Source organism: Paenibacillus urinalis (assembly GCF_028747985.1).
GTDB classification, from domain to species: Bacteria; Bacillota; Bacilli; order Paenibacillales; family Paenibacillaceae; genus Paenibacillus; species Paenibacillus urinalis.
Genome location: NZ_CP118108.1, coordinates 787,597 through 811,646, shown reverse-complemented (window position 1 = coordinate 811,646; position 24,050 = coordinate 787,597). Strand labels below are relative to the sequence as shown.

Sequence of the window (24,050 nt, the reverse complement as noted above, 5' to 3'; positions counted from 1 at the left end):
AAGCGCTTCTACTGCTCCCAAATCACAATGAAGGAAAGGATCATCTGATGAAGAAGTTTAAACTGATCGCAGGCTTGCCCATTTCCATCCTGTTGACAGCCGCGATACTATGGCGAATTCTGTCACTGCATTATGCTTCTTTCGAAGAGCTGGTACTGGATTACGTAAGAGAAACAGATACATATTATATGATTGATATTACGAAGAGAGTTGAGGACATTGAGGATTGGGAACGTGTTGAAATCACAGACCCATCGGAGATGCAAAAGTTAATATCTCATTTTTCTAAGATGAAACTGGAATCATCCAGTGAGGGTGGCCTCCCATGGGAATACTACACTGTCCGGATCCAGCTGAAGACTGGGGCTCATTTCGATATGGACATATATAATGATCAATATATTCGCATCGAAAATTCACGCAGATCAAGGGACAAATATAACGCGGGCGAATTTAAAATTTCTAATGGGTTTGATACGGCAATTCTGGAACAATATTTCAAGTAGTATTGAATGGAAATAAGGAGACGAGAGAACTGGTTACAATCTTCGATATATCAACTAAGAAGTGATGTAAGGAGGTTACCAAATGTTTTACTATGATGTGCGTTGCTATAATTGTAAGAATACATTCAGGGTATACGAAGGTTCACAAAAATATAAACAAGCTAAAGAAAGAAAGGATAAGTTTTTTTGTTGCGAAGATTGTGCTGATAAAATACGCATTGAAGCAATCATGAATTTTATGCGCGAAATGAATCGTTAGTAATTTGGAAAAAAAAGAGTCTGGCCAACCGAATTAATCGTTAGCCCAGACTCTTTTTTTTCATTCCATCATTTTAGTATAAGGGGAATCCTGAAAGCCAGACTACATTTACAGCTGCAGCCCCATCGCTCTGTACATAAAGGAGGCAAATTCACCACGCGTAACGGTATCCTGTGGTCTATAATTGTCCAGCTCGACCGTTATTCCGTGCTGAGCCAGGATCATAACATCCTCTTTGTGTGCGGTCTTCACATTCGTCGTCACTACCGTGTGCGGACTGTTGGACAGCTTAGGCAGATCAAAGGCTCTTACCAATACAGACGCCATCTGTTCTCTCGTCAGTGACTGCCCACCCATAAACAAATCTGATCCGCCTAGGAGAATTCCTTCACGGTATACTGCAGCTATTACCCCCGCATACTCATCCTCGGATGAAATATCCTCAAAGCCCTCAAGTATGGTACCCGCATTGTCCGGAATATTCAGATGCAAGCCTTTTGCTATAATATCAGCTGTTTCCGCACGGGTGATCGGCTCATTCGGCAGAAATTCGGATTGATCCGCATCGATCGCTCCGGCCGCTGCCAATGACATCACTGCAGGAAAGTATGGACTATTGGGTTTAACATCGGCATAATCTGCAGACTTCTCAATTAATACGGGCAGCTCCCGATGATGGGTTGCCTGTTCATAATCATATGCCATCGCAATCAGCTCGGCTTCTCCCCACATCTCGCCAAAGAACGCGAGGCCAAAGGGTGAGCCATTCTCGTAATATCCTGCAGGCACCGTAATTAATGGCAGGCCGCTGATATTAATCTCGGGCACCGTTGTCGCGCCAATATCGCCTTCGCCCAGCTTCGGAATCCGGTTAGACATTTGTGGATACACAAACCCATCCAGATCATGCTCTTCCATGACACTGTCCAAGATTCGCAGATACTCTTCTCTAACTTCATTGAACTCCGTTAAATCTGGTGTCTTCTTCGCATCTGTAATTGCCGTATCAATATTCGCAAATCTTCCTTCCATAAAACTAAGCGGTCCACCTTTGACCCACGGAACCTCACCGGCCTCTTCAAATACGCTTTGAATAGATAAGGTATCGTCTTCGGGATTTAAATTCTGAATATAGCTCTCCAGGTCATAGAAGAATGTCTCCATGCCGACATTTCCCGTCTTCTTCACATACTCTTTGAAGCCTGATCCGGCAAAAGGATCCTCCACTACAATAGCCCCTTCTTCCTCCAGCTCCTTCACAGCTTGTTCATATAGCGCTGTGGTCTCTGCAGACAGCTCACTATCACGCCAGCCCGGTCCATACAGACCTAACCTCTTGCCCTTAAGCGCCTGATCACTCACGGCTGCTGCGTAGCCTTCCTCAGGAATATGGCCAATAGCAGCCTCTGTTTTCTCATCCTTCTCCGAATAACCGGCCATAACATCGAGCATCACTGCCGCATCCAGCACAGTTCGGGCATGCGGTCCAAGAACGTCCCGGGTGCTCCCGGCAAGCGGTGTAACTCCTGTTGTCGGGATCAGTCCGAACGAGGGCTTGATACCGACGATCGCTTGCGCTGCTGCCGGATTCTGAATCGAGCCTCCCGTCTCCTCGGCAATTCCAAGGACGGCCAAATTCCCCGAGATCGCCATTGCTGTCCCGCTGCTGCTGCCGCCCGGTGCAATGGAAGGATCGACTGCATTATACGTAGGTCCAGCCCAGCTCGTATTCGCATGCGTTCCTGTTGCGCTGAAGGCCGGAATATTCGTCTTCCCGATGATGATGGCCCCTGCTTCCTTCAGGCGTGACACGACCGGAGCATCCTCAGCAGGCATCAGTTCAATGCCACCCGCTGATTTACTAAGGGGGGCCCAGCCGAATGTGCTTGGGAATCCAGCGACATCCACTGCTTCCTTGATGACGACGGGTATACCCGCAAGCGGACCCAGCTCCGCTCCTTCACTTCGAAGACGGTCAATCTCCTCCGCCTCTTGCAGGGCGTTATCATTCATGAAGGTGAACGCGTTATATGTATCCTCATACTTCTCAATTCGATCCAAATAAGCTTGGACGATCTGCTTAGCTGTATATTTTCCACTGTTGTATCCCTCGGTCAATTCACTGACTGTCATCTCTTCCAATCGAATCTGTTCCTGCGCATGCACGGTTGAAGGTGTTCCCGCCAGCTCAGGTATAGCTCCGATCAACATTCCGGAAATGACGAGGGACATGGTTCTTTTTGCTAGAATGGTCATTCTCATGATCATAACTCCTTTCTCTCTCGTAGTTAGTAACTCTCGAAACCTATTTTATACTTCATTTGCTAGATTTCAATTTTTTGTCATATGATCTGACATTACAATTTTTTATAAGTCTTATGCCTTGTAGATTTTCAACGTTTTTTTTGATAGGTTGAAGTCAAGTATGATGAGGAGGAATGCAGATGCTGCAGCTTATCGCCCAATCTGGATCTGTAGAAGACTATTTATGCGAAACAAAGGAAGTGAATTACTCACATCCTTCCATTCAACAACTGGCAAATGAGTTGTACAGCACTTCGGTAAGTGAAACCGAATTCGTAAAAATCGCCTTTGAATATGTCCGGGATCAGATTGCTCACTCCTGGGATATTCAGAGCTCACGCATTACGTGTATCGCATCGGATGTATTGCTATATCAGGAAGGTATATGTTATGCCAAGTCCAATTTACTCTGTGCCATATTGCGGTGCAAAGGAATTCCGACAGGATTTTGTTATCAGCGTCTAACGCTTGGAGATACCCCGGAAATGGGGTACTGCATCCATGCATTAAACAGTGTTTATCTTCAGTCGATAGGCAGATGGATCAGACTTGATGCGAGAGGAAATAAGTCAGGTGTGAATGCAAAATTCTCATTAGATGAGGAACATCTTGCATTTCAGATACGCGATTACTATGAAGAGATGGATTACCCTATAATTTACACAGCTCCTCATCCAAAAACAATTGACGTACTACGCCGACATTCCGATTGTATTCAGATGTATCTTCACGGCCTACCGACAGAAATTTAGTTCCATAAACAGTAGAGGTAAGCACAATGAAGGACCCTTCTTATTCTTCTCAGAAGGGCCCTCTTCGTAATGTACGTACTTATGTCTGAATCCGGAATCCTAAATTTTAAATTGCTGAACCAGCTCCTGCAGTTCTTCAGCAAGCTTGGATAACGAAGCCGAAGCTGCGCTGATTTCCTCCATGGATGCCAGCTGTTCTTGTGTTGAGCTTGCCATATCTTCGGATAAGGAAGCATTCTCCGTGGACAGCGTCAGCAAATTCTGAGCTGTTGATGTGACCTGTCCTGCACTTGCAGCAATCTGCTCAGACAGTGTCGCAACTTCTTCCACCTGAACAGGAATTTCCTGAATATTTTGAATGATGGAAGAGAAGGTCTCTGTCGTATTGAAGGAGATGGTGAGTCCACTCTCTACTTTTTCCGCAGCCAGCTTCATGCTATCCGCTGTGGTCTCCGTTTCCTTAAGGATGTGCCCGATCAGTTCGATAATTTGCTTCGCAGCCTCCTCTGACTGCTTGGCCAGATGACCGACTTCCTCAGCTACCACGGCAAATCCTCTGCCGTGCTCGCCCGCTCTTGCCGCCTCAATGGAAGCGTTAAGGGACAGCAGCTTCGTCTGCCCGGCGATCCCCCCGATGAGATCTACAATCACGGCAATCTCTTGAGAACGCTGTTGCAGCGATTGCAGCTGTTCATTAGATTTATTCACCGATTTGTATATCGCATTCATCTGATCCATCGTCTTCAGTACAGAATCATTCCCATCTACTGCCTGCTCTGCTGCCTGCTTCGTCAAATCCGAGACATGAACCGCATTCCCAGCTACCTTTTGAATGCCCATGCTGATCTGAGTAAGAGCTTCTACCGTTTGGTTCAACTGATCGTTCTGTGTTTCCGCCCGGCTGGCAACTTCCTGCAGGGAAGAAGCTACATATTCTGAAGCCGTGGCTGTTTGCATTGAGCTTGCGGTAAGCTCCTCTGAGGATGCGGCAACATGCTCTGATTTGGAGCCGATTTCCTGGATCAGCGTTCGCAGGTTGTGAGACATTTGATTAAATGAGCCTGCGAGGTCTCCAAGCTCGTCGTTATTTTTCAGCTGAATGTTCTCGGTCAGATCTCCTTCACTAATCCGGGCTGCTGATGTGCGCAGCGCTTGAAGCGGCTTCGTAATGGAGGCAATAAGATAGAATACGAGAGACAAGCCGAGCACAATGGCAACAACAATAACGATACTGGTTGCAATAAGAATAGGCTGGGTAATGCCTTCAATCTCGGTATCAAACACAAAACCGCCGACCTTCCAGCCCGTCAGCTCATTCGTGGTGAACTCCATACGTTTCGATTCCCCTTCAGAGGTAAATGAGAACTCGCCTTGTTCAGATGCGAACATCTGATCAAAGAAATCCTCACCTGCTCTTATACCTAGCTCCATCGTAGGATGAACCACAATATTCCTCTGTTGGTCCAGTACGATCGCATAACCCTCAGTACCGATGTTTACCTGGCCTGCAACTTGGCTCAAATTCTGCAGGTTTATGTCCATGCCGACAACGCCCGAGCCATCCTCTGTCATTTTTGCTACCGCGACGACCAGATTACCGGTTGCTGCTGATACATAGGGATCGGTAACGACGACCTGTCCCTTGTTCTCCATCGCCTTTTTATACCAAGGTCTCTGACGTGGATCGTAATCCTCGTTAAGCTGCTTTCTCGGAACCTGAATCATGACACCCTCTTCTGTTCCGACATACATGCTGTCTAAATCTCTATGGAATTGTATGTAGTTATCGAACTCGGCTCTAATATCAGGACTATCGACTCCATCATATCGCGTTGCATTGACATGGTTGGCGAAGATTACAACATCCTCTCGTTTAGGAGCAATGACATCTGTGATGACTGCGTTGATGACGTCCACGCTCTCATCCGCACTGCGCATGAATTCCTTATCCAGCACATGCTTCGCGGATTGGTACGATAGGGTCCCTATAAGAGAAGATGGGATAATAAGTACGATGAGAAATACGATGATCAGCTTATACTTCACGGTTAATCTCAGCTTGTTTTTGTTGGGCCACTTCAGCTTGCTCTTGTCGAACCCTTTCAGCTTCTTACTTAACTTGCTCACTCTAAAAAACCTCCAGTTCATTGGTTAAGCCATGCTCATTTACTGCATTTTTAATTGCCTATACTCCGCATAAAGTTAAAAGATTTACATTTATTCATCGGTCAAGCAGGATGATTTATTTAACATCACATGTAAAATAATTATTACTGCTGTGTTATGTGACACATTTTTTCTCAAGCAGCAGGCAATAAAAAAAGGCCCAATCCGGACCTTATTCGCAGGATTTATTGGGCCTACGCACCTATTTACACTCTTTTTTATCCGTGTCAGATGCCCCATTATCCCTAGCTAGACTAGTGCACTAACGGACTTCATCAGCCATCATATCCTAAGGTAGAAAGGGGATGAGAACCTGTGAAGAAGAAAATGCACTATACAAGCACAACCATCAAGAGCAAATGGACCAAGACCAAATGGCTCGACAAAAGCCCTGAAGTACAAGATTATCTTCCAAAAACGATGCCGTTCAGCCGAAGTAATCTGAGCAGCATGCTGTCACAGTACTCGACGGTCTTTTTTAAGCCGGAGAACGGTACTGGAGGCTACAACATTATAATAAGAATCAAGAAGCGCGATAATGGATACCAGTACCAGCACAACTCGGTCAAGAAGCAATTCAGTACGCTTGATAATTTATATAACGAATTAAAAAAACGAAATAACCGTGAGCCGTACCTGCTTCAGCAAGGCATTCAGCTTAAGAAAACCAACGGCAAACCGTTCGATATTCGGGTGATGGTTCAGAAATCGAGCAGCGGAAGCTGGAAATCAACTGGTATTTTTACCAAGATCGGTACCCCGGGTAAAGTAGCTACCAACTATCAGCAAGGCGGAAGCATCGGATTTATACGCCCCACCCTATTAAATGCTGGTTTCTCTAACACCACAGCAGAAGAGATCGAAGCAGAACTCAAAAAGCTCGGAAAATCTGTCGGCAAAGTATTTGATTCCCACAAGAATGGCTTCCATGAGCTGGGTCTCGATGTTGCGCTGGATAAGAATGGCGGAATCTGGATTCTGGAGGTCAACACAAGACCTCAGTTTTATCCGCTGAAGAACATGAAGGATAAGAGCCTATATCAGCACATTCTGACTAACGCCAAGAAATATGGACGTAAGAGATAGTTAAAGATTAGAGAGTTCAGGCATCATGCAAATGTCCCAATGCCTGATATTGACGAAGGCCAAGGGAGACGTTCACATGATAGTTCAGCTCGATTTCCCGTTCCGTAAATGCTAAGTGATATGTCACCATATAAGGTGTTTCGATATAGAACAGTGTCAGCTGCAGAGTATCACTGCGCATCCACGAAGCACAAGCTACAACCTCCTGTAAATGAAGGGATAGATCCTTATGGAATATTCCTTGCTGTGTCACCGGTCTGTTGAGGTCGAAGGCAAGCAGCTGATCACGCTCATCTTCATATTTCATTTGAAGCTCCAATCTGTCCCCTATGGTACGAAATTGGATCGAGCGCAGTCCTTCAGGATGCTCGTCAAACCTATAACATCTCCCATCTATCTCTCGAATGCCCGTCAGTACCTTCATAGGCCCCACTCGCTTCGGAAGCCTGGAACTCAGGTGAAGCTTCCTCTCCATCTGATTTAACTTATCGTTGTTTTTCAGGAAAGGGCTCAGCACATACGTATAGATCAGATCCAGCAGCGTTTGCAGCGGCTCCATGCTCTTGAAGCTGGAATTTACCGCAAGCACAATGCCTGCGGAAGGTGCAACGAAGCACAACTGGCCAAAAGATCCATCCCCTCTATAGCAGCCTTGCCTGCACATATGAAACTGGTATCCATATCCTTGCTGCCAGTCTATCCGATCCTTACGATCCGCTGTGTCACTATGCTTCGTCGTCGCCAGTTCAATATATTGTTCGGATACAATGCGCTTGTCTGCATATATTCCTTTATCCAGCAGCATTTGACCGAATCTTGCCACGCTGTCTGTCGTCAGACTGAGCCCCATGCCTCCTGCAGTGATACCCATGGGACAGGTCTCCCATATTGGGCGCGGGATATGCAGCGGATCAAACAATGTCGGCATCAGGAAATCTACCAGATTACGTCCTGTGACACGCTCAAGGATTGCAGAGAGCATATAGGTGGCATGTGTGTTGTACAGATGATGGGTTCCCGGTTCATACTTTACTTCTAAGGAGAGGAAGGCTCTTACCCAGTCCTGCTCCCTGGCGATTTCTGCATAAATATCATCGTGATGCCCCGTGTTCATAGACAGCAGGTGATGAATCGTCATCTTGGCCAGGTTAGGAGAGATCACTGGAGGAAGTTTATCAGGAAAAAAGGAAATGACCGGATCATCTAGACGAATGAGCCCTTGATCCCAAGCAATGCCTATCGCGATGGAAGTAAAGCTCTTGCTTAATGAATACAGCAGCTGAGGGCATCCCTTACGGTAAGGCTCCCGGTAGATCTCAGCCTTTATCACTCCATCCTTCATAAGCACAAGACTATTTACCTCTAGTTGTGATTCTTCAATTTTGGCGATTATCGAGGTCATCTCGTCTGTAGTCCCATCACAAATATCCAGAATACCTGATGTGTTGTCCTTGTCAGGCGTATCCTTTGTCCAACTCATTGACGTTTAACACCAGCCTTCTCCTTGTTCTCCTTCACTCGGAACTTAACGATCCTGCTGATAAGCTCATACGGGAGAGGCTGGTCCATTGGAAATTGCACAGAGCCCTTGGCGCTCTTATACTTCGATAGTTCATCCTTGAACGCGGCGATCCCACTTGCCCCCGGATAGAAGCCGATATGGTGCTTGAAGGCTGAATAATGAACCAGATTACCTGAAAGTGCAAACGTCGGCATCTGATAGCTGATCTTCTCCTTCGCCTCAGGTGCAGCTTCTCTAATGACCTGCCTCAACGTCTGCAATTTATTTTGAACATCAGGCGGGAACTGTGAAATGAAGGTGTCAATTAATTTACTCTCTGATTTATCCGTTGATGGATTTGTCTCTTCATTATTTTTCATATGGCGCTCCTTTAACGTTCGGATCTATAAATGATTGAGTAAGGAATGGTTTACATAGGAACTCGAACAGGTTAATCTTCTATACAATAGCCTCAGTAATATTAATTTATAGCCGATGAGGAGTGGTCTTATTGGAATCTGCAAAGTTTAGAACATTCTATAATCTCTCTATAATTTTAGGAGTTATATTAATTGTTAGTGGTCTCATTCTTTTTATACCTAGAAGTGTTAGATCCGATACTCCCGATAGTTATTTTTATCATATATTTATTTTACGCTATGTACTACCGATTTCGGGAACGCTTCTTATCCTCATCGGGTCATCTATGTATTCCATATATCGAACGCTAAAAGAAGAAATCAATGCACTCACAGAGAAGCTGAACTTAATAGAAAGAGAATCACGGAAATAGAAAGTTAAGCATACAAGCCAATATATTAGGTATTAAAAAGAGGGGTATCTGCCTCAATATCATTAAGATCAGACTTAGCTTAATGATATTAGGCATCTGCCCCCTCTTTTCTCCATTCAATTCTAATCTCTTACCTTACGAGAATCTGTCTTACTTCTCAAATCTAAACCAGCCAAAGTCAAAGTTACTGCCCGGCAGGAAGATGAACGTCACCTTCTGCTGACCTGTTACTGTCTCCAGCTCAAAGACCTGCTCTTCGTATCCGTTCGACTGCGTGAACTCTACAAGCTGATTGCTCTCGCCATCTGGACCTGCAAACCGGATATGAATCGTATTCTTGTCAATCGGTGAGCTGCCGTAGAATACAACTCTTGAGGCGCCTTCCGCCGTGAAGTCCATATCACTGAACTCCAGAGATACGTTATTACCGATCCCCTCTACGTGATCACCTGCAATGGTGAAGGTATCACCATAGATGTGATCGCACTGTGCGGCTGCATTCTGCTCGAAGGCTCTATTCTTCTTCTCGAACGTAAAGCCCTTGACGTGGATCTTCTGATTCAGCACAAAATAGATCGAAGTGATCCCGTTCAGTCGTTTGGACAGGCGGTACGTCTCCTCTTGATACACATTCCATTTGGATTCCTTCTGGTACACTACATCCGCTAGCAGGGTACTGCCTTCTTCCTCCGGCAGGCCCTCCCAGATCTGAATGAAGTATTCCTCATTGGAGAGCGCAAAGATCGGAATGGTCATCGTGTCCGAACCGTAAGCACCAAAGTCGATGTTCTGGAAGCCTACAACGGTCTTCCCATCACGGCTCGTTGCGAAGCCTTTCTCATTCCCGTTGCTGACATCGCCTATCGCATCATCGTACAGACCTCCGGTAATAAAGCCATACGGATCTTTGAAGGCAGTGCCGAGCCCTTCAGCTCTGAATTCCAAGTGGGAGATCAGCTTGGTCTTGTCGGTTCCGTTCTTGCTCGTGGCGCGTACCAGGAATTCACCATCACCAAGTGCGCTGATTGTAGCCGTATGCCCGTCTGCCTCAATCTTCGCGATGTTAGACTCAATCCCGGCATCGTTAACGACAGACCACTCAAGATCCGTATAGGACGTATTCGCCGGATACAGAATCGCTTCTACGGTTAGTACTGTATTCGATGGATTCAGCACCTGACCTTTACTACTAATGAGCTCAATTTTGCGCAGCGGAACCTCAGCTTCACTTCCCATCACAATCGCCATGGCCTCGTTCTTCGTGTTTGCATCGATGCTGCCCAGCTGTGCTTCATCCGCTGCAGGAACAGACTGGAATTCAGCAGATTGTCCTATAAGACCCTCAGAGCTCACCTCAATCTTAATCGCTCCCGGCTCCTTCGTCGCACCAATAATCGCCATCAGCTTGCCGCTGAACAGTCGTTTGCTCTGTCCTTTGTATTGATCATAATCTGTGCTGTCCCCGCTATCGAGACCAATCAGGCGCCCCGCGCCGCTTACGCTGACATTCACACGATTATTTGCATTCTGTACCACGTTCCCTGCTTCGTCTTCCACATTAATCTCTACAAAAATAAGGTCCGTGCCGTCAGCAGTAAGCTCTGTCTTATCCGGCAGCAGGCGAATCTTCGCTGCATCCGTATAGGATTTTTGCACATCTGTCGCAATAACATGGCCATTCTCGTCATATGCAATCGCCTTAAGCTCACCTGGCTCGTAAGGCACCTTCCACCAGCCGACCAGCTGCGTACCGTTCTCATGATCAATGTCATATGTTCCGATCGTACTGCCGTTCAGCTGCAGCTCAATTCTCGGTGCATTGGAGCACACGCGTACATCGATCATTTGACCAGGGCTGAAATCCCAATGAGGGAAAATGTGAACCATCGGTGCTTTCTTATAATCTGTCCAGGCCGATTGATAGATGTAATAGGAATCTTTTTTGAAAGTAGCGGTATCCAGCTGTCCAAAATAAGAGTTCTTCGTATGATACGGCGTCGGCTCACCAATATAATCGAAGCCGGTCCACAAGTATTGTCCAAGGGAGTACGGCGTGTCTCTTTCGGCCAAAATACATGCCTCCGCCGACTTCGCTCCCCAGCTGGTCGTACTGTTGCCAAGCGCAGAGCACTGCTCATCATCGTCGGCCAGGATCGCTTTTTCAAACGGGAAATGATAGATTCCTCGGCTCTGTACGACCGAAGCCGTTTCGCTTCCGTAGATGATCCAGTCCGGATGCTCTTCATGATGCTCGTCATAATACTTCTCAGCATAGTTATAGCCCGCCACTTTCACGATGTCTGCACATTTCTGCGCATTCTCCCATGGCATGTAGTTAGAGCCGATTGTGACACGTCCATTCTGCTTCGGATCAAATTCCAGCACATAGTCCATCAGCATTTGGGTCACTTCTTGTCCGCGCTCATCTGCATGCGTATCATAAATCTCGTTGCCGATACTCCACATAATAAGGCTTGGATGGTTGCGGTCCCGCATCACCCAGCTCTTCACGTCCGTATGTGCCCATTCCGGGAAAAATCTTGCATAGTCATAAGGCGTCTTGGATCTCTCCCACATATCAAAGCCTTCAGAAACAATCAGCATTCCCATCTCATCCGCCAGCTCCATGAACGCCTTCGCCGGCATGTTGTGAGCTGTACGAATGGAGTTCACGCCCATCTCCTTCAGCAGCTCAAATCTTCGGCGCAGAGCAGTCACGTTAAATGCGGCTCCGAGAGCTCCCAAGTCATGATGCTCGCAGACGCCGTTCAGCTTCATCTTCACACCGTTCAAGCGGAAGCCGTCGTTCGGGTCCATACTGACCGTGCGGAAGCCAATATTCTGAGTCACCTTCTGAGCCGTTTCCCCAGCCATCTTCAGTTCAGTGACCAGCTGGTACAGATAAGGCTCATCGGTACTCCACAGTATAGGGTTCACGGCGGTCAGCTGCTGGCGGTTCGTTAATGTGGATTCTGTTCCTGCCGCAAGCTGATCTGAAGAAGCAGCGATAACCTTCCCCTGATCCATAATGGTGTGAACGAGCTCACCGTCCTGCAGAAGCTCTACATCTGTATCCACTTCAACCAGCCAGCCCTGTTCCTGCTGAGTCGTAGATACATAAATTCCGTTCGTCACGATATGATTGCTCTCTCTGGTCTTAAGCCATACGTCACGGTAAATCCCTGCTCCAGAATACCATCTGCTGTTCGGGCTTTGGTGTACAACCTTAACGATAATTTCGTTCTCACCAGGTACCAGTGCCTTCGTGATCTCATGCTCAAAGGCAGAATATCCATACTTCCATTCGCCCACAAGCTGTCCATTTACATAGACAGAGGAATTCATATAAACACCGTCAAAAGCGAGAAGCACCTGCTTCTCACCCTCGCTGTATGTAAATTTCTTGCGATACCAGCCAATGCTGTTCTCATATAAGTCGAGCGAGTTATAGATTAACCAGTCATGAGGAAGATCGACCGGGACATATTGAAGCTCTGCCGCTGCTGCTGCATCCAGTTCACTCGGATCCTGTCCTCCTATCCCCGCGTCCTTTGCTTCAAGGTGCATCTTCGCAAATTCCCAGCCATCATTAAACAATATTTGTTGATTCATAGGTCACCTCTCACATTTACTCATTTGATTATGATGATTGCGTTTACATATATAGGTACTGGCAGGCAAAAAAAAGAAGAAGCAAAGAAGGCTCCGCCACCGCACCCTCATTCACTTCCTCATTGTAACATGAAAACGTTTGATTTCTTACCCGGATTCTTCGCAACAAAAAACCGCAATAATTCGACATTCACTCTACCTCACGCAGCAAATCCCGAGTATCTTCTCCCAGCTCACCAAGCCGCCATATAGCATACTTATGAATTCCCTCACGACTTGCTGCCTCCATCCAGCCTTGGAGTGTCTCGTGATCGGCGTACCACACCGTATGGGGTGCTCCATCCTCATCCGTGTAATTAAAATACAAGCTGCCGCTCTTCGTATCTCGTTCAGGAGTGATCTCATATCTATCCAGCAAATCAGCAGCTGCCTTCTCCGTAAGAGAGACCGTGCTGCTGCCTTCGGACCAATCAAATCCACCCGCCGAGAAAGCCATGATGGGATCACCTGGTAGATGACTCATCCTCGCAGCAAGCTCCTTAATAAATACCATATCTGCTTTCGAACCTGGTCCGCTGTGCCCTCCATACAAATTGTAGGCCATCATAACATACTCCGGTCCCTCAGGCAGCTTCAGCTCCTCAATAGGTGCCTTGGGTTCAAGTACAATACGCAGAGACACATTCATCTCGTCAAGCTCAAGAGCCAGCTCCTCATAAAACCGGATCATATTCGGCCAATCCTGATCTTTTATCTGCTCGTAATCAATCTCGATTTGATCCAGGCCATATCGCTCTACGATATTCGTAATGCTCTCCATATGTCGTGCTCGCGATTCGTTCGTTGCGGTAAGTCGTGTCAGCAGCTCAGGGTCCTTCTGGACCGCACTTCCATCGTCATGAATGATATCATTGACCAGCGTCAGTCCAATTCGTGCATCAGAATCTGCTTCCACACCCGTCAGCTCATGCAGCCGGGGAAGAGCATTCGACATCGTCTCTGTAAAATACAGCTCATCCCGCTCATCAAAATAAGCTGCAAACAGCTGTACATCAACGGTCCCCTTGTGCAGGGCAGACCAATCCTCAATGCCCGCTTCCCACTGCCAGTCGGTAATCCAGACAGACAGATCCTGGGCTGGCAGCTCTGAGGCCTGCCCAGGAGCTTTAACTGGAGCCTGAGCATTCTTGTTCTGCAGCAGGAAGAACAGCAGGACAGTGAGTAAACCGATCACCAGGAGGACAACAAATACAAATGCCGGCTTCCCATACCGTCCACGTCGCCCACGATTTCCACGTTTCCCGCGCTTTCCATAGCTTGTCCTAACCACATCGTATCTCCATTCTATAACTCGTCATGATTGATCCCAGCTCATCAAAATGTTTCGACTGCCCAATCAATGGCTGAATTGAAAGCATTCCTTACCGAATAGGATACTCTCTCCCAGCCCGTTGGAATATTGCTGTACAGCTTGGAAGGTTCCTCAGCATCCGGTTCACTTACATATACTTCAACCTCTTTAAAGATCCCGTCATAGATCGTGTCCTTCTTGTTCTGCTTGTGATAAGCAGCATAGAGCATAAGCTTACCTTCATCTATGGAAGGATCAACAGGCAGCTGCTTAATCCATTCTGCATCATCTACAGTAACGCTAAGCTTGTCCTTCTGCAGCGATATCTGAATTAGACGTTGATCCGCAATATTAATCGGATATTCCTCATCTGCATCCCGATCTCCCGCCGTTGTCTGCTCCTTGGTATACACAGAGGCTTTATCATACGCCAGGTCTTCATGGGACCAGATCACCGGATCCAGCTTCTCTTCATAGATGGTTTCTTCCTCGTGACCGGCTGTCTTCTGTACGACTCGCAGACTGTTATTTACAAGATCGACCCGCAGGTAGCTCCCCTTCTCTTCATCGTTTCTTAAATACACTCCCTGACGACCCACTACATTGCCTGCAGCTTCGAAGCGCATTGAAATGTCGTTTGAGCCTGTAGAATCAAACAGCGCAAGTCTTCCCATCCCCCCGGCGGGTGATGTGAGAATGATCTCGCCTTCTTTAAACTCAGCTGCCCCTGTTATTAGACGCCACTTCTCTGCTTCGCGCTCATCTCCTTGGACGAACTCCAGAGCCTGACCCGAATCCTGCACGATCTTCATCAGCAGATGATTGGTTGACCAATAGGGGGCGGGCTGAACCCGGCTTAGATTATACACTTGATCGGCCTGAGTATTCAGTGCATTGCCCTCCCGATTAAAGTGAAGGTTGAACAGCTCTCTGATCTGCTGCTCATTGGCATTCGTCACCAGCCTGTTCATCCCGTTTCCCAGCGCATTGGCGTGCATGATCATATATACGCCGGGAACATAACCAAGTGAATCCGTATATATATTTTTCATCAGATCATAATCGGTCTTAATTCTGGCTTCCATCTGCGTTCGGTCTTCAGCAGGGATCATATTCTTGTCCCTTATAAAATCCATTAAGTAATGATTGTAGTACTCGATATCTGATTTATCAGGCAGCTCGCTCTCATCCTTCTCTCCGATGAACCGGCCTTCCTCATCAAATACGTTAATATAACTCAGCCGATAGCCATTCGACCCCAGCTCCCAATATCCCGTCTTCGTCATCTTCAGCATTTCCTTCGGCTGCACAAACTTCCGTTCGCTGTTGCCGATCTTGTTGGCATAAGAGAGAAACGTTGCCTTGTAATTAAACCTCTCTAGCAGAGGCTGAGCGAATAAGCTGGAATCGTTCCGACCATCTTCGAAGGACAGAAACAGTGCCTTCTCCGGCAGAGGCTTCCCTTCATGGTAATAATCAAGGATGTCCTGCTGCGATATCGTTACGTACCCCTGATCATACAGTGCCTCCAGCTGATCCTTCAGCTGATCCTTATCCACAAGCTTGGCTGTACCTGCCCGTCCGACACCAAAGTAGGATATCGCTATAAAACCGTCCGTTCCCGTCCACGCAGCCCGGTCAGGCTCCTCGTACTTATCGATATTAAACAACGTTTTTATGAGCAATAGGGCTAATAGAATTAGAACAATGAACTGGATAATCGACTTGCGCAGCTTCCGTGCATTCTTCTGGTGAACATCCATAGCGGCAGTCTTATGCTTATTGATCATTTAGGCCTGCCATCCTTTTTTCATTTTTCGTTTGTTCTTGCGCTCTTCCTTCTTCTTCCTTGCCTCAATGTCCTGTGGTGTCTCCCGCGTACCCCAAGTGGACTTCCAGAAGGTAAACCAGGCCACAGGCATCTGCCACAAGAGAATGAATTCATAAAATACGCAGAACACAAATCCGAACACCCACAGCTTGCTCTTCCTGAACAAGAGGTGTGCAAGACTCATCAGCAGTGCCATCATGAACAGTCCCATCAGGAAGGTAAAAGGAAAGACATGATGAACAACCGGCACATAGACGAGGTTATAGAGAACGATAACAGGCGCGGCAATGGGAACAATGACTCCAATATAAAAGAATAATGCCATGAACGGTTCTTTGCGCCATATAAAGGTTCCTGCACGCAAGGACTCACGCAGCCACGAGCGCTTCCACCGCATCTGCTGCTTCAGGAAGACATCCATTTTAGATGGAACAATCGTGGAGCATATGGCCGTATCCTGATAACCTGTCCGGTGGGTTTTTAGAATGTAGTTCGTCATACTTCGATCGTCGCCGAAGGTCGCAGGCTGCCCCAGGAACTTCTGATTCAGCCAAGCATCCGCGTGCTGAAGCACCAGTTCCTTGCGATAGCAGGACAACGGACCGGACAAGCAGGTTACACTGTCGAACCAGGATTCCGCTGCTTTCATAATACGAAAAGCGATAAAATAGCGAACGGTCTGCAGCTTGGTGATCGTGTTCGTATACGTATTCTCCACGTCCGTTCGACCAGCAACGCCGCCCATCTTCGGATCCTGGAAGGGCTGCACCAGATGGCGAATAGCCGTTGGCTCAAGAAAGCTGTCCGAGTCAACAAAGACGACAAGGTTATGCTTCGCCATCTTTACCCCTCTAACCAGAGCTTCCCGCTTGCCCCCATTCTCTTCAAGCACAACATAAGAGAGTCTCTCTGCGGTCCCATACCGTTCCGCCTCTTGATGGATCATTTCAATGGTCTCCTGGATGCGCTCTACTGACCGATCTGTGGAGCGGTCATCGACTACAATGACCTCCAGCTTGTTCACCGGGTAATCCTGATTGATACAGCTAAGGATCGTTCGATGAATCCATTCCTCTTCATTGAAGCATGGGATAATAATAGACACACCCGGCGTATACAGCGGATCCACCTTGACATCCCTGTACATCGCGCCGAACAAGTACCGGGTCAGCAAGAAGGCTGCCGCAATCAGACTATATAAGTAAAGAACTACATTATATTTGAAATAAATGATACTCTCTGCTCGCATCAGCATAATCAGCAGCACCGCGAATAGGAGGATGGCACTGGCAGAATAGACAGAATATCCCCAGCGCTTTTTCTGAAGATAAGAGGTCAGCGGCTTCTCAAAATCAAGGGCGATCTGCACACTGCCTTCTGAATCCTCGGTTTGCTCCTGTGTGACAATACGGACCACCTTCGCATCCATATTGACTGACGATTCGAATCCCTCCGGCATAGCCCCCGGCGGGATCTTGAATCTGGCATTCACTCGGCTCCCAACCTGTAAATGATGCTTCGGATGGTACAGCTCCATTAACAGTCCGGTCGAAGAAATATCGATTGACTTGCCTCTAAGTGCATGCCTGCTCTTTCGGCCTTTTGGTGTAACGTTCACTTCAAATTCTGCCAAATAACGCAGACTGAGCTTACGCAGCCGATTAATGTAATCAACATCTATTCCTTCCGTTCCCTCAGCCGCCGCAATACCGCGCCGATCTGTTGAGCCCCGAACCTTCTCGGGGTCTGGCACATAGGACAGCTTCCGCCTGTCTGGACGGGTCTTGGTCAGCTTTTCTCTTGTCAGCTTTTCTTTTTCCTCTTTGATTTTGTCTTTTCTACTTATCATATCGAAGCTCCTATCTGTGGACTACAAGCTCCAGTAGAGAAATCCGCTCTGCTCATACATGTGTCTGTCATATATCCCCTTGATATCAAACATAATCTTCGGCTGTGTATGGCTATATAGCTGCTGCACCTGGTTGAAGCTCATTGCTCTAAAAGATTCGTGGGCTACAGCTACCACTGCGATGTTTAAATCTACTAGATGCGCAGGATCGGAAAGCTCCACGCCGTATTCCTGATAGGCAGTAGCCGCATCGACATAAGGATCGGCTACCAATGGGGTAATCCCATATTCGCTTAGCTCATTCAGAATATCCATCACCTTGGAATTGCGGATATCACTGCAATTCTCTTTGAAAGCAAGTCCGAAAATGCCGATGCGCGGATATCACTGCAATTCTCTTTGAAAGCAAGTCCGAAAATGCCGATGCGCGTATTTCTCAAATCCATCTGCTGCTTCACCATCATCTTGATGATATTCTGGGCGATGTACTTGCCCATACCGTCGTTAATCTGCCGTCCAGCCAAAATAATTCGCGAATGATAACCGCTGTCCTCCGCTTTGTAAGTCAAATAATAAGGGTCTATACTGATACAATGGCCGCCGACCAGACCCGGACGGAACGGAAGGAAATTCCACTTGGTCCCTGCAGCTCTGAGAACGGCATTCGTATCGATATCCATCTCATGAAACAGCATGGACAGCTCATTCATGAAGGCAATATTAATATCCCGCTGTGCATTCTCGATGACCTTAGCTGCCTCGGCTACCTTGATGCTCTCGGCACGGTGAACCCCGGCCTCGACGATCAGCTCATATAGGCTGGCGACGGTCTCCAGCGCCTCCTCATCATTGCCAGATACAATCTTCACAATATTCTCCAGCCGGTGGACTTGGTCTCCCGGATTAATCCGCTCCGGTGAATACCCCACCTTAAAATCCCTTCCGCACGTAAGTCCCGAAACTTCCTCGAGAATAGGTATGCATACCTCTTCCGTTACGCCGGGATATACCGTAGATTCATAGACTACGAGCGAGCCTGGTGTCAGCCGCTCGGCTACAAGCCGGCTCGCCTTCTGTACTGCCTCCAGATCAGGAACGTTCCCGCTCTTGACGGGTGTTGGTACGGCAACAATATAGCAGCGTACCCCAGCAAGCTGGTCCCTATCTGACGTAAAGTCTACGCCGCAATGCCGTACAGCTTCATCCCCGATATCACCAGTCAGGTCGATTCCATCCTGATAGGCTTTTATTTTTTGACGATTCACATCAAATCCAATAACATTCAACTTTCTGGCAAAAGCAGCCGCAATAGGCAGCCCGACATAACCAAGTCCAATCACTGCGAGCTTCTCGTTCCCAGCAGCCAGTTCCTCAAACAATCCCATTATTTTACCTCATCACTGTTTATCCATGTTTTGTTCTGTTCCATTAAATCTACCAAGCTGACAAATGTATACCCTTTGGCTCGCAGCTGATCAATAATCCTTGGAAGAGCTTCAACAGAGTGAATACCATCCAGGATGTGAAGCAGAATAATGCTGCCATTTTCCGTTTGGTCCATAACCATATTCACAATGTCGTCTGCAGAATGGGATACGTCCCAATCCATTGCTGTCACATCGTACATCGCAATGTGCTCATATCCTGTCGCAGCAATCACCTTGGCACTCTGAGCATCGATCGCTCCCGTAGGCGGACGGAAGAGCATCAGCGGCTGCTGTTGGATTGCCTCCGTCAACACCTCATGAGCTTTCACAATTTCCTCCTGCAATTCCTCTGCTGTCAGCGAGGTAACAACCGGATGCGTATACGTATGATTCGCAACATCATGTCCCTCTTCAATGATTGCACGAGCCAGATTGGGATTATCTACTACGCCTCTGGCTCGCAGAAAAAAGGTAGCATGTACTTTTTTCTCGGCCAGGATATCAAGAAATTGGGTTACTGTCTTATCGGTGGCCCAGTCATCCAGTGTCAGAGCCACCTGCTTCTTGTCGGTCTTGACCTTATATATCAGCTCGTATTCGGCGTTCTCATAATCCGGATTGATCTTAGCTGCATCATAGCCGGGTATTTCCTCAAGCGGCTTACGGACTCCGCCATTCTCTGCCAGTTCTCTAAGTGGAATTAACTTATAGCCGATATCCTCCGCGGCTGCCGCAATATACTTAATCGATTCAACAATCTCAGGATTGATATCGGTATTTAAAGTAATAATCCCGCCCCGATGAATATAACGCTCTACATATTCACCAATCTCCTCTGCGCTCTTCATATCCCGATCCTTCGGATTAATGCTGTAGCTGACCACTGCCTTCATCCCCAGATGAGCTGCAGCCAGGGCGAGATCTTCAGGAATATCTCCGGATCTGGTACGGACGTAAACGGGCTCAGCACCCGTATGCTCCTTAATCACCTCATTCGCGAGCTTAACCTCCTGATAGATATCGTTGTAATTCATATCGGTGATATCTAGCTGATTCAGCAGATTATTCTCAATTTCATGTCCCCTGTCCACAATCGCCTGAGCAATATCCGGCTCCTCTGCGACCCTCATGCCGGGCAGGAAAAAAGTAGCCTTAATCTTGTACTTGTCCAGCTCATCCAGCAGGCGATCCATCGTCTCCTTGTCACCCATTCCGTTAAAGGTCAGTGAGAGCTCTCTGCGTCCTGTATATACATAGGGAATCTCCTGACTCTTCTCTCCTTCATAACGCTGCACGACAGGATCCGGATTTACATTTGGATCGTTCGTGATTGTGTCCTTCTTCGCAGTGCTGCATCCTGTCAGCAGAACCAGCAGAGACAGAATGATCAGTCCGGCCTGCCTGTAATATGTAGCTGTGCTTGGCATCTTGCTATGCTCCTTTTCATTATTCGACACGCTTCTCTAGCATGCATAAAATACAATGACCCACTTACATTTCCATGAAATTCTATTCTTCTATTAACCAGACTTGAAGACCCAAGCTCACTTGCTAACTAAGCATATTGGATTAACAATTTTCTAAAAAATGTCACTACTTCAGAACTATTATAAAGCAAAAACACGCACAATATATTAACAATTTTGCGATTTTTGGACATAAAAACAGCCGATTCATCATTATTTTTGTCACCTGTAATATATTAACATTTTAATATTAATATAATTAGTCCTTTATTTTAATATTGCGATGATGTTCGTTCTATACAGTAGGCATATTCTGATCTCAATGGATGGACAACAGGGAGGACTAGAGATGATGGTAGATCAAATTTTGAGAGAAGTACTTGATAGAAGATCTCAGGAAATTGTGGAGATTTGTGAAAGGGAGCATCTCGAGCTCTATAAGCTTTTTAGCGAAACACTAGAAAATATGAGGGAGCACATGCCCGAGCATTTATATCATAAAACAGGACTGCTGGAGGATCTCTTTCTTCACAGCAATATTCAGCTGATTAAGACTGCGCATAAGCTTGGTTATGATGATGCACAGTCGCTCAAACAATGGAATGAGCATCTTGATACTACTGCCATATAAAAATAGCCGATACACGTGATATGGAAGCTTAGCAGCCCAACGGATATTGTGGGTGCTCCTCTCGAAGTGCTCCGTTCGATATGATATGATGATTACCATTGAAACGCATATAGACGGGACAGGTGAAATTATGGAGCATTTAATCAGGCCGGAGGTTCAGAGCATTGAAGTATCCGGTATTCGAAAAATGGCCAACAAGGTCAGTCAATATGAAGATGTATTGTCACTTACGCTCGGGCAGCCCGATTTTCCAACACCACAGCATATTCTGGAGGCAGCCAAGCAAGCCATCGACAGTGGGGAGACGGTGTACACGCCGAATGCGGGAACACTCAAGCTGCGTACAGCAGCGGCCGAGTTCATGACGCAGAAGTACGGACTTACATATGATCCTGCGGATGAGATCATCGTGACCACAGGCGCCAGTGAGGCGATTGATGTGACTTTTCGGACGATTCTTACGGAAGGCTGCGAGGTACTCCTTCCAGGCCCGATCTATCCGGGGTATGAACCCATTATTCGCATGTGTGGTGCACAGCCGGTGCATATCGATACGACCGGCAGCGGCTTTAAGCTGACGGCCGATTTGATTCGTCCGCATTTGACTGAGCGTACTCGCTGTATCGTGCTGGCCTCCCCTTCCAATCCGACGGGCTGTACACTGAGCTCCGGGAAGCTTAACGAGATTGCAGATCTGGTTCGGGAACGTGAGCTGTTCGTCCTGTCAGATGAAATCTACAGCGAGCTTGTATTTGACGGTACGCACACTTCCATTGCAGCTCTGCCTGGGATGCGTGAGAAGACCATTGTGATCAACGGCTTGTCGAAGTCGCACTCCATGACTGGATGGCGCATCGGGCTGCTGTTCGCTCCGGTTTACCTCGCACGCCATATTGTGAAAGTGCATCAGTATAATGTCACATGCGCGAGCTCTGTCAGCCAAGCGGCGGCGGTTGAAGCGCTGACGGCCGGCATAGATGACGCACTGCCAATGCGTGAGGAGTACGCACGACGCCGTGATTATGCCTATGAGCGGTTGGTTAATGCAGGCTTTGAGGTCACACAGCCAAACGGGGCCTTCTACATCTTCCCATCTGTGGCTAAGTTTGGACTTGATTCCACCACGTTCGCTCATCGACTGCTTGAAGAGAAACGGGTGGCGGTCGTGCCGGGCGCCGCGTTTGCACCCTTCGGCGACGACTATATTCGCATCTCCTACGCCTGCTCTATGGAGGTGCTTCGTGAGGCGCTGGACCGCATCGAGTCGTTCGTACAAGGACTGTCCAGCTAAACTCGGATGAATGCTACAAAAAAAAACTGCTTTTGCGCATGAGCGCAGAAGCAGTTTTTGGTATGGAGACCTTCCTTATGAAGAACGATGGCGCAAATAGTTAGATACAACGTTAATAGCCACGCCGATCGCTTCCTCCTGTGGCTCGAGCTTCGCATGATGCAGTCCATAGGGCGTGTCGACCCCAAGCCAAAACATCAACCCAGGAATATCGCGGAGAAAATATCCGAAATCTTCGCCCGTCATGGCTTCCGTGCATTCAATCAGTTCCACGCCTTCAACATGTTGAACGAAGTTCATAAATCGCTCGGCTTCTTCTTCATGGTTGTACACCTGATAATAATTGGAGCCGTAATCCAGCTCGGCCTTACAGTTAAAGCCGGCCTCTACGCCTGTCAGCAGTGCTTCAATCCGGGCTTTTACATCCGCCATTGAATCGGCTGACAAGGACCGAATTGTTCCTTCCAGACGAACCCGTTCTGCAATAATGTTCTGTTTGGTTCCGCCTGTAATTTTGCCAAGTGTCACAACAACGGAATCCAATGGATCGACATTGCGCGAGACGATAGACTGCATCTGCATGACCAGACTCGACGTCGCAACGATCATATCGATGGCCCGATGCGGATAAGCGGCATGGCCGCCTTTACCTGTCAGATCAATAAACAGCTCTGATGTGTTCGCGAACAGGATACCTGGCTTCGTCGCAATCGTTCCTACCGGGTATTCGGGAGCAATATGCAGCCCCATCATGAAATCAGGCTTCCACGCCTTGAATTCCTCGCTGCTAAGCATGGGTAAAGCGCCGCCCGGCCCCTCTTCCGCTGGCTGGAACACGAACAGAACATCATCATTAATCGGCTCTCTCACGATTTCTGTGAGTACCCCAAGACCGATAGCCATATGCAGATCATGTCCACAAGCATGCATGTAACCCGGATGCGTTGACCGGAATTCATAGCTCGTCTCTTCATCGATCGGCAGCCCGTCCATATCCGCCCGGTATCCCAAGCACCGCTCACCAATTAAACCCTTCACTCGAACCAAAATACCCGTACGCCAGGTTTTGACCTCCAGCCGCTCCTGCGGCAGTCCGCCGATGTATTCCAGCAGCAAAGCCTGAGTCTTAAACTCTTCAAAGCCTGGCTCCGGAATCTGGTGAAGCCTCCGTCTTATCTCTACAAACTCGCTCATTCGATCACTCCTCAAGTCACTCGTTAAGCCT

The 24,050-nt window shown here is 47.5% G+C and carries 16 protein-coding genes and 1 pseudogene; 6 read left to right on the top strand and 11 right to left on the bottom strand.

Annotated features, from left to right (window positions below; translation table 11 throughout):
• The first annotated feature begins 47 nt into the window (after nt 1–47).
• Both PUW25_RS03650 and PUW25_RS03645 read left to right on the top strand, forming a co-directional pair.
• On the top strand, nt 48–506 hold the full coding sequence (locus tag PUW25_RS03650) for a hypothetical protein (protein WP_047912855.1): 459 nt from the start codon (nt 48–50) through the stop codon (nt 504–506).
• A gap of 82 nt (nt 507–588) precedes the next feature.
• Complete coding sequence (locus tag PUW25_RS03645) at nt 589–765, top strand: DUF2197 domain-containing protein (RefSeq protein WP_081872619.1); 177 nt, start codon at nt 589–591, stop codon at nt 763–765.
• A gap of 108 nt (nt 766–873) precedes the next feature.
• Here PUW25_RS03645 and PUW25_RS03640 read toward each other — a convergent pair whose 3' ends face one another.
• Nucleotides 874–3,027 carry an amidase family protein gene (locus tag PUW25_RS03640; RefSeq protein ID WP_238546434.1) on the bottom strand — a complete coding sequence of 718 codons (2,154 nt, stop codon included), beginning with the start codon at nt 3,025–3,027 and terminating at the stop codon, nt 874–876.
• 185 nt (nt 3,028–3,212) lie between these two features.
• Here PUW25_RS03640 and PUW25_RS03635 point away from each other — a divergent pair, with 185 nt between their 5' ends.
• Nucleotides 3,213–3,821, top strand: coding sequence for a transglutaminase-like domain-containing protein (locus PUW25_RS03635; protein ID WP_193746079.1), 609 nt, complete (start codon nt 3,213–3,215; stop codon nt 3,819–3,821).
• A gap of 99 nt (nt 3,822–3,920) precedes the next feature.
• Here PUW25_RS03635 and PUW25_RS03630 read toward each other — a convergent pair whose 3' ends face one another.
• Complete coding sequence (locus tag PUW25_RS03630) at nt 3,921–5,948, bottom strand: methyl-accepting chemotaxis protein (RefSeq protein WP_052512123.1); 2,028 nt, start codon at nt 5,946–5,948, stop codon at nt 3,921–3,923.
• Between the two features lie 354 nt (nt 5,949–6,302).
• On the opposite strand from PUW25_RS03630, the gene PUW25_RS03625 reads away from it, so the two are divergent.
• Nucleotides 6,303–7,073, top strand: a complete 771-nt coding sequence (locus PUW25_RS03625) for a YheC/YheD family protein (RefSeq protein ID WP_238546433.1) — start codon at nt 6,303–6,305, stop codon at nt 7,071–7,073.
• Nucleotides 7,074–7,089: 16 nt separating this feature from the next.
• On the opposite strand, the gene PUW25_RS03620 is transcribed toward PUW25_RS03625, so the two are convergent.
• From PUW25_RS03620 to PUW25_RS03585, 8 genes and pseudogenes are all read right to left on the bottom strand, one after another.
• Nucleotides 7,090–8,553: a serine hydrolase domain-containing protein gene (locus PUW25_RS03620; protein WP_238546432.1), complete on the bottom strand. Its 1,464-nt coding sequence runs from the start codon at nt 8,551–8,553 to the stop codon at nt 7,090–7,092.
• Nucleotides 8,550–8,954, bottom strand: a complete 405-nt coding sequence (locus tag PUW25_RS03615; protein ID WP_047912853.1) for an iron chaperone — start codon at nt 8,952–8,954, stop codon at nt 8,550–8,552. Before PUW25_RS03615 ends, PUW25_RS03620 begins: the two co-directional genes overlap by 4 nt.
• A gap of 563 nt (nt 8,955–9,517) precedes the next feature.
• Nucleotides 9,518–12,979 (bottom strand): glycoside hydrolase family 2 TIM barrel-domain containing protein, encoded by a 3,462-nt coding sequence (locus PUW25_RS03610; RefSeq protein ID WP_047912851.1) that lies wholly within the window; start codon nt 12,977–12,979, stop codon nt 9,518–9,520.
• Nucleotides 12,980–13,169: 190 nt separating this feature from the next.
• A complete protein-coding gene (locus PUW25_RS03605) occupies nt 13,170–14,309 on the bottom strand; it encodes a glycosyl hydrolase family 18 protein (protein WP_274338103.1) in 1,140 nt (379 codons plus the stop codon).
• A 44-nt stretch (nt 14,310–14,353) separates the two neighbouring features.
• Nucleotides 14,354–16,120 carry a polysaccharide deacetylase family protein gene (locus PUW25_RS03600; RefSeq protein WP_274338102.1) on the bottom strand — a complete coding sequence of 589 codons (1,767 nt, stop codon included), beginning with the start codon at nt 16,118–16,120 and terminating at the stop codon, nt 14,354–14,356.
• The gene (locus PUW25_RS03595; RefSeq protein WP_274338101.1) at nt 16,121–18,010 is read right to left on the bottom strand and encodes a glycosyltransferase; all 1,890 of its coding nucleotides are present in this window, start codon (nt 18,008–18,010) and stop codon (nt 16,121–16,123) included.
• A 21-nt stretch (nt 18,011–18,031) separates the two neighbouring features.
• Nucleotides 18,032–19,395 (bottom strand): annotated as a pseudogene (locus tag PUW25_RS03590) (nucleotide sugar dehydrogenase).
• On the bottom strand, nt 19,395–20,864 hold the full coding sequence (locus PUW25_RS03585) for a polysaccharide deacetylase family protein (protein ID WP_274338100.1): 1,470 nt from the start codon (nt 20,862–20,864) through the stop codon (nt 19,395–19,397). Before PUW25_RS03585 ends, PUW25_RS03590 begins: the two are co-directional and overlap by 1 nt.
• Before the next feature lie 388 nt (nt 20,865–21,252).
• Here PUW25_RS03585 and PUW25_RS03580 point away from each other — a divergent pair, with 388 nt between their 5' ends.
• Nucleotides 21,253–21,534, top strand: coding sequence for a hypothetical protein (locus PUW25_RS03580; protein WP_274338099.1), 282 nt, complete (start codon nt 21,253–21,255; stop codon nt 21,532–21,534).
• A gap of 130 nt (nt 21,535–21,664) precedes the next feature.
• Nucleotides 21,665–22,825, top strand: a complete 1,161-nt coding sequence (locus PUW25_RS03575; protein WP_274338098.1) for an aminotransferase A — start codon at nt 21,665–21,667, stop codon at nt 22,823–22,825.
• Nucleotides 22,826–22,900: 75 nt separating this feature from the next.
• Here PUW25_RS03575 and PUW25_RS03570 read toward each other — a convergent pair whose 3' ends face one another.
• A complete protein-coding gene (locus PUW25_RS03570; protein ID WP_274338097.1) occupies nt 22,901–24,019 on the bottom strand; it encodes an N-acetyldiaminopimelate deacetylase in 1,119 nt (372 codons plus the stop codon).
• Nucleotides 24,020–24,050: the final 31 nt, after the last annotated feature.

What these genes read in the sequence shown, in the direction of transcription:
- PUW25_RS03585 (WP_274338100.1), bottom strand. Translation starts at nt 20,864, where the DNA reads ATGCCAAGCACAGCTACATATTACAGGCAGGCCGGACTGATCATTCTG.
- PUW25_RS03570 (WP_274338097.1), bottom strand. Translation starts at nt 24,019, where the DNA reads ATGAGCGAGTTTGTAGAGATAAGACGGAGGCTTCACCAGATTCCGGAG.
- PUW25_RS03575 (WP_274338098.1), top strand. Translation starts at nt 21,665, where the DNA reads ATGGAGCATTTAATCAGGCCGGAGGTTCAGAGCATTGAAGTATCCGGT.
- PUW25_RS03640 (WP_238546434.1), bottom strand. Translation starts at nt 3,027, where the DNA reads ATGAGAATGACCATTCTAGCAAAAAGAACCATGTCCCTCGTCATTTCC.
- PUW25_RS03615 (WP_047912853.1), bottom strand. Translation starts at nt 8,954, where the DNA reads ATGAAAAATAATGAAGAGACAAATCCATCAACGGATAAATCAGAGAGT.
- PUW25_RS03620 (WP_238546432.1), bottom strand. Translation starts at nt 8,553, where the DNA reads ATGAGTTGGACAAAGGATACGCCTGACAAGGACAACACATCAGGTATT.
- PUW25_RS03580 (WP_274338099.1), top strand. Translation starts at nt 21,253, where the DNA reads ATGATGGTAGATCAAATTTTGAGAGAAGTACTTGATAGAAGATCTCAG.
- PUW25_RS03645 (WP_081872619.1), top strand. Translation starts at nt 589, where the DNA reads ATGTTTTACTATGATGTGCGTTGCTATAATTGTAAGAATACATTCAGG.
- PUW25_RS03650 (WP_047912855.1), top strand. Translation starts at nt 48, where the DNA reads ATGAAGAAGTTTAAACTGATCGCAGGCTTGCCCATTTCCATCCTGTTG.
- PUW25_RS03610 (WP_047912851.1), bottom strand. Translation starts at nt 12,979, where the DNA reads ATGAATCAACAAATATTGTTTAATGATGGCTGGGAATTTGCGAAGATG.
- PUW25_RS03600 (WP_274338102.1), bottom strand. Translation starts at nt 16,120, where the DNA reads ATGATCAATAAGCATAAGACTGCCGCTATGGATGTTCACCAGAAGAAT.
- PUW25_RS03595 (WP_274338101.1), bottom strand. Translation starts at nt 18,010, where the DNA reads ATGATAAGTAGAAAAGACAAAATCAAAGAGGAAAAAGAAAAGCTGACA.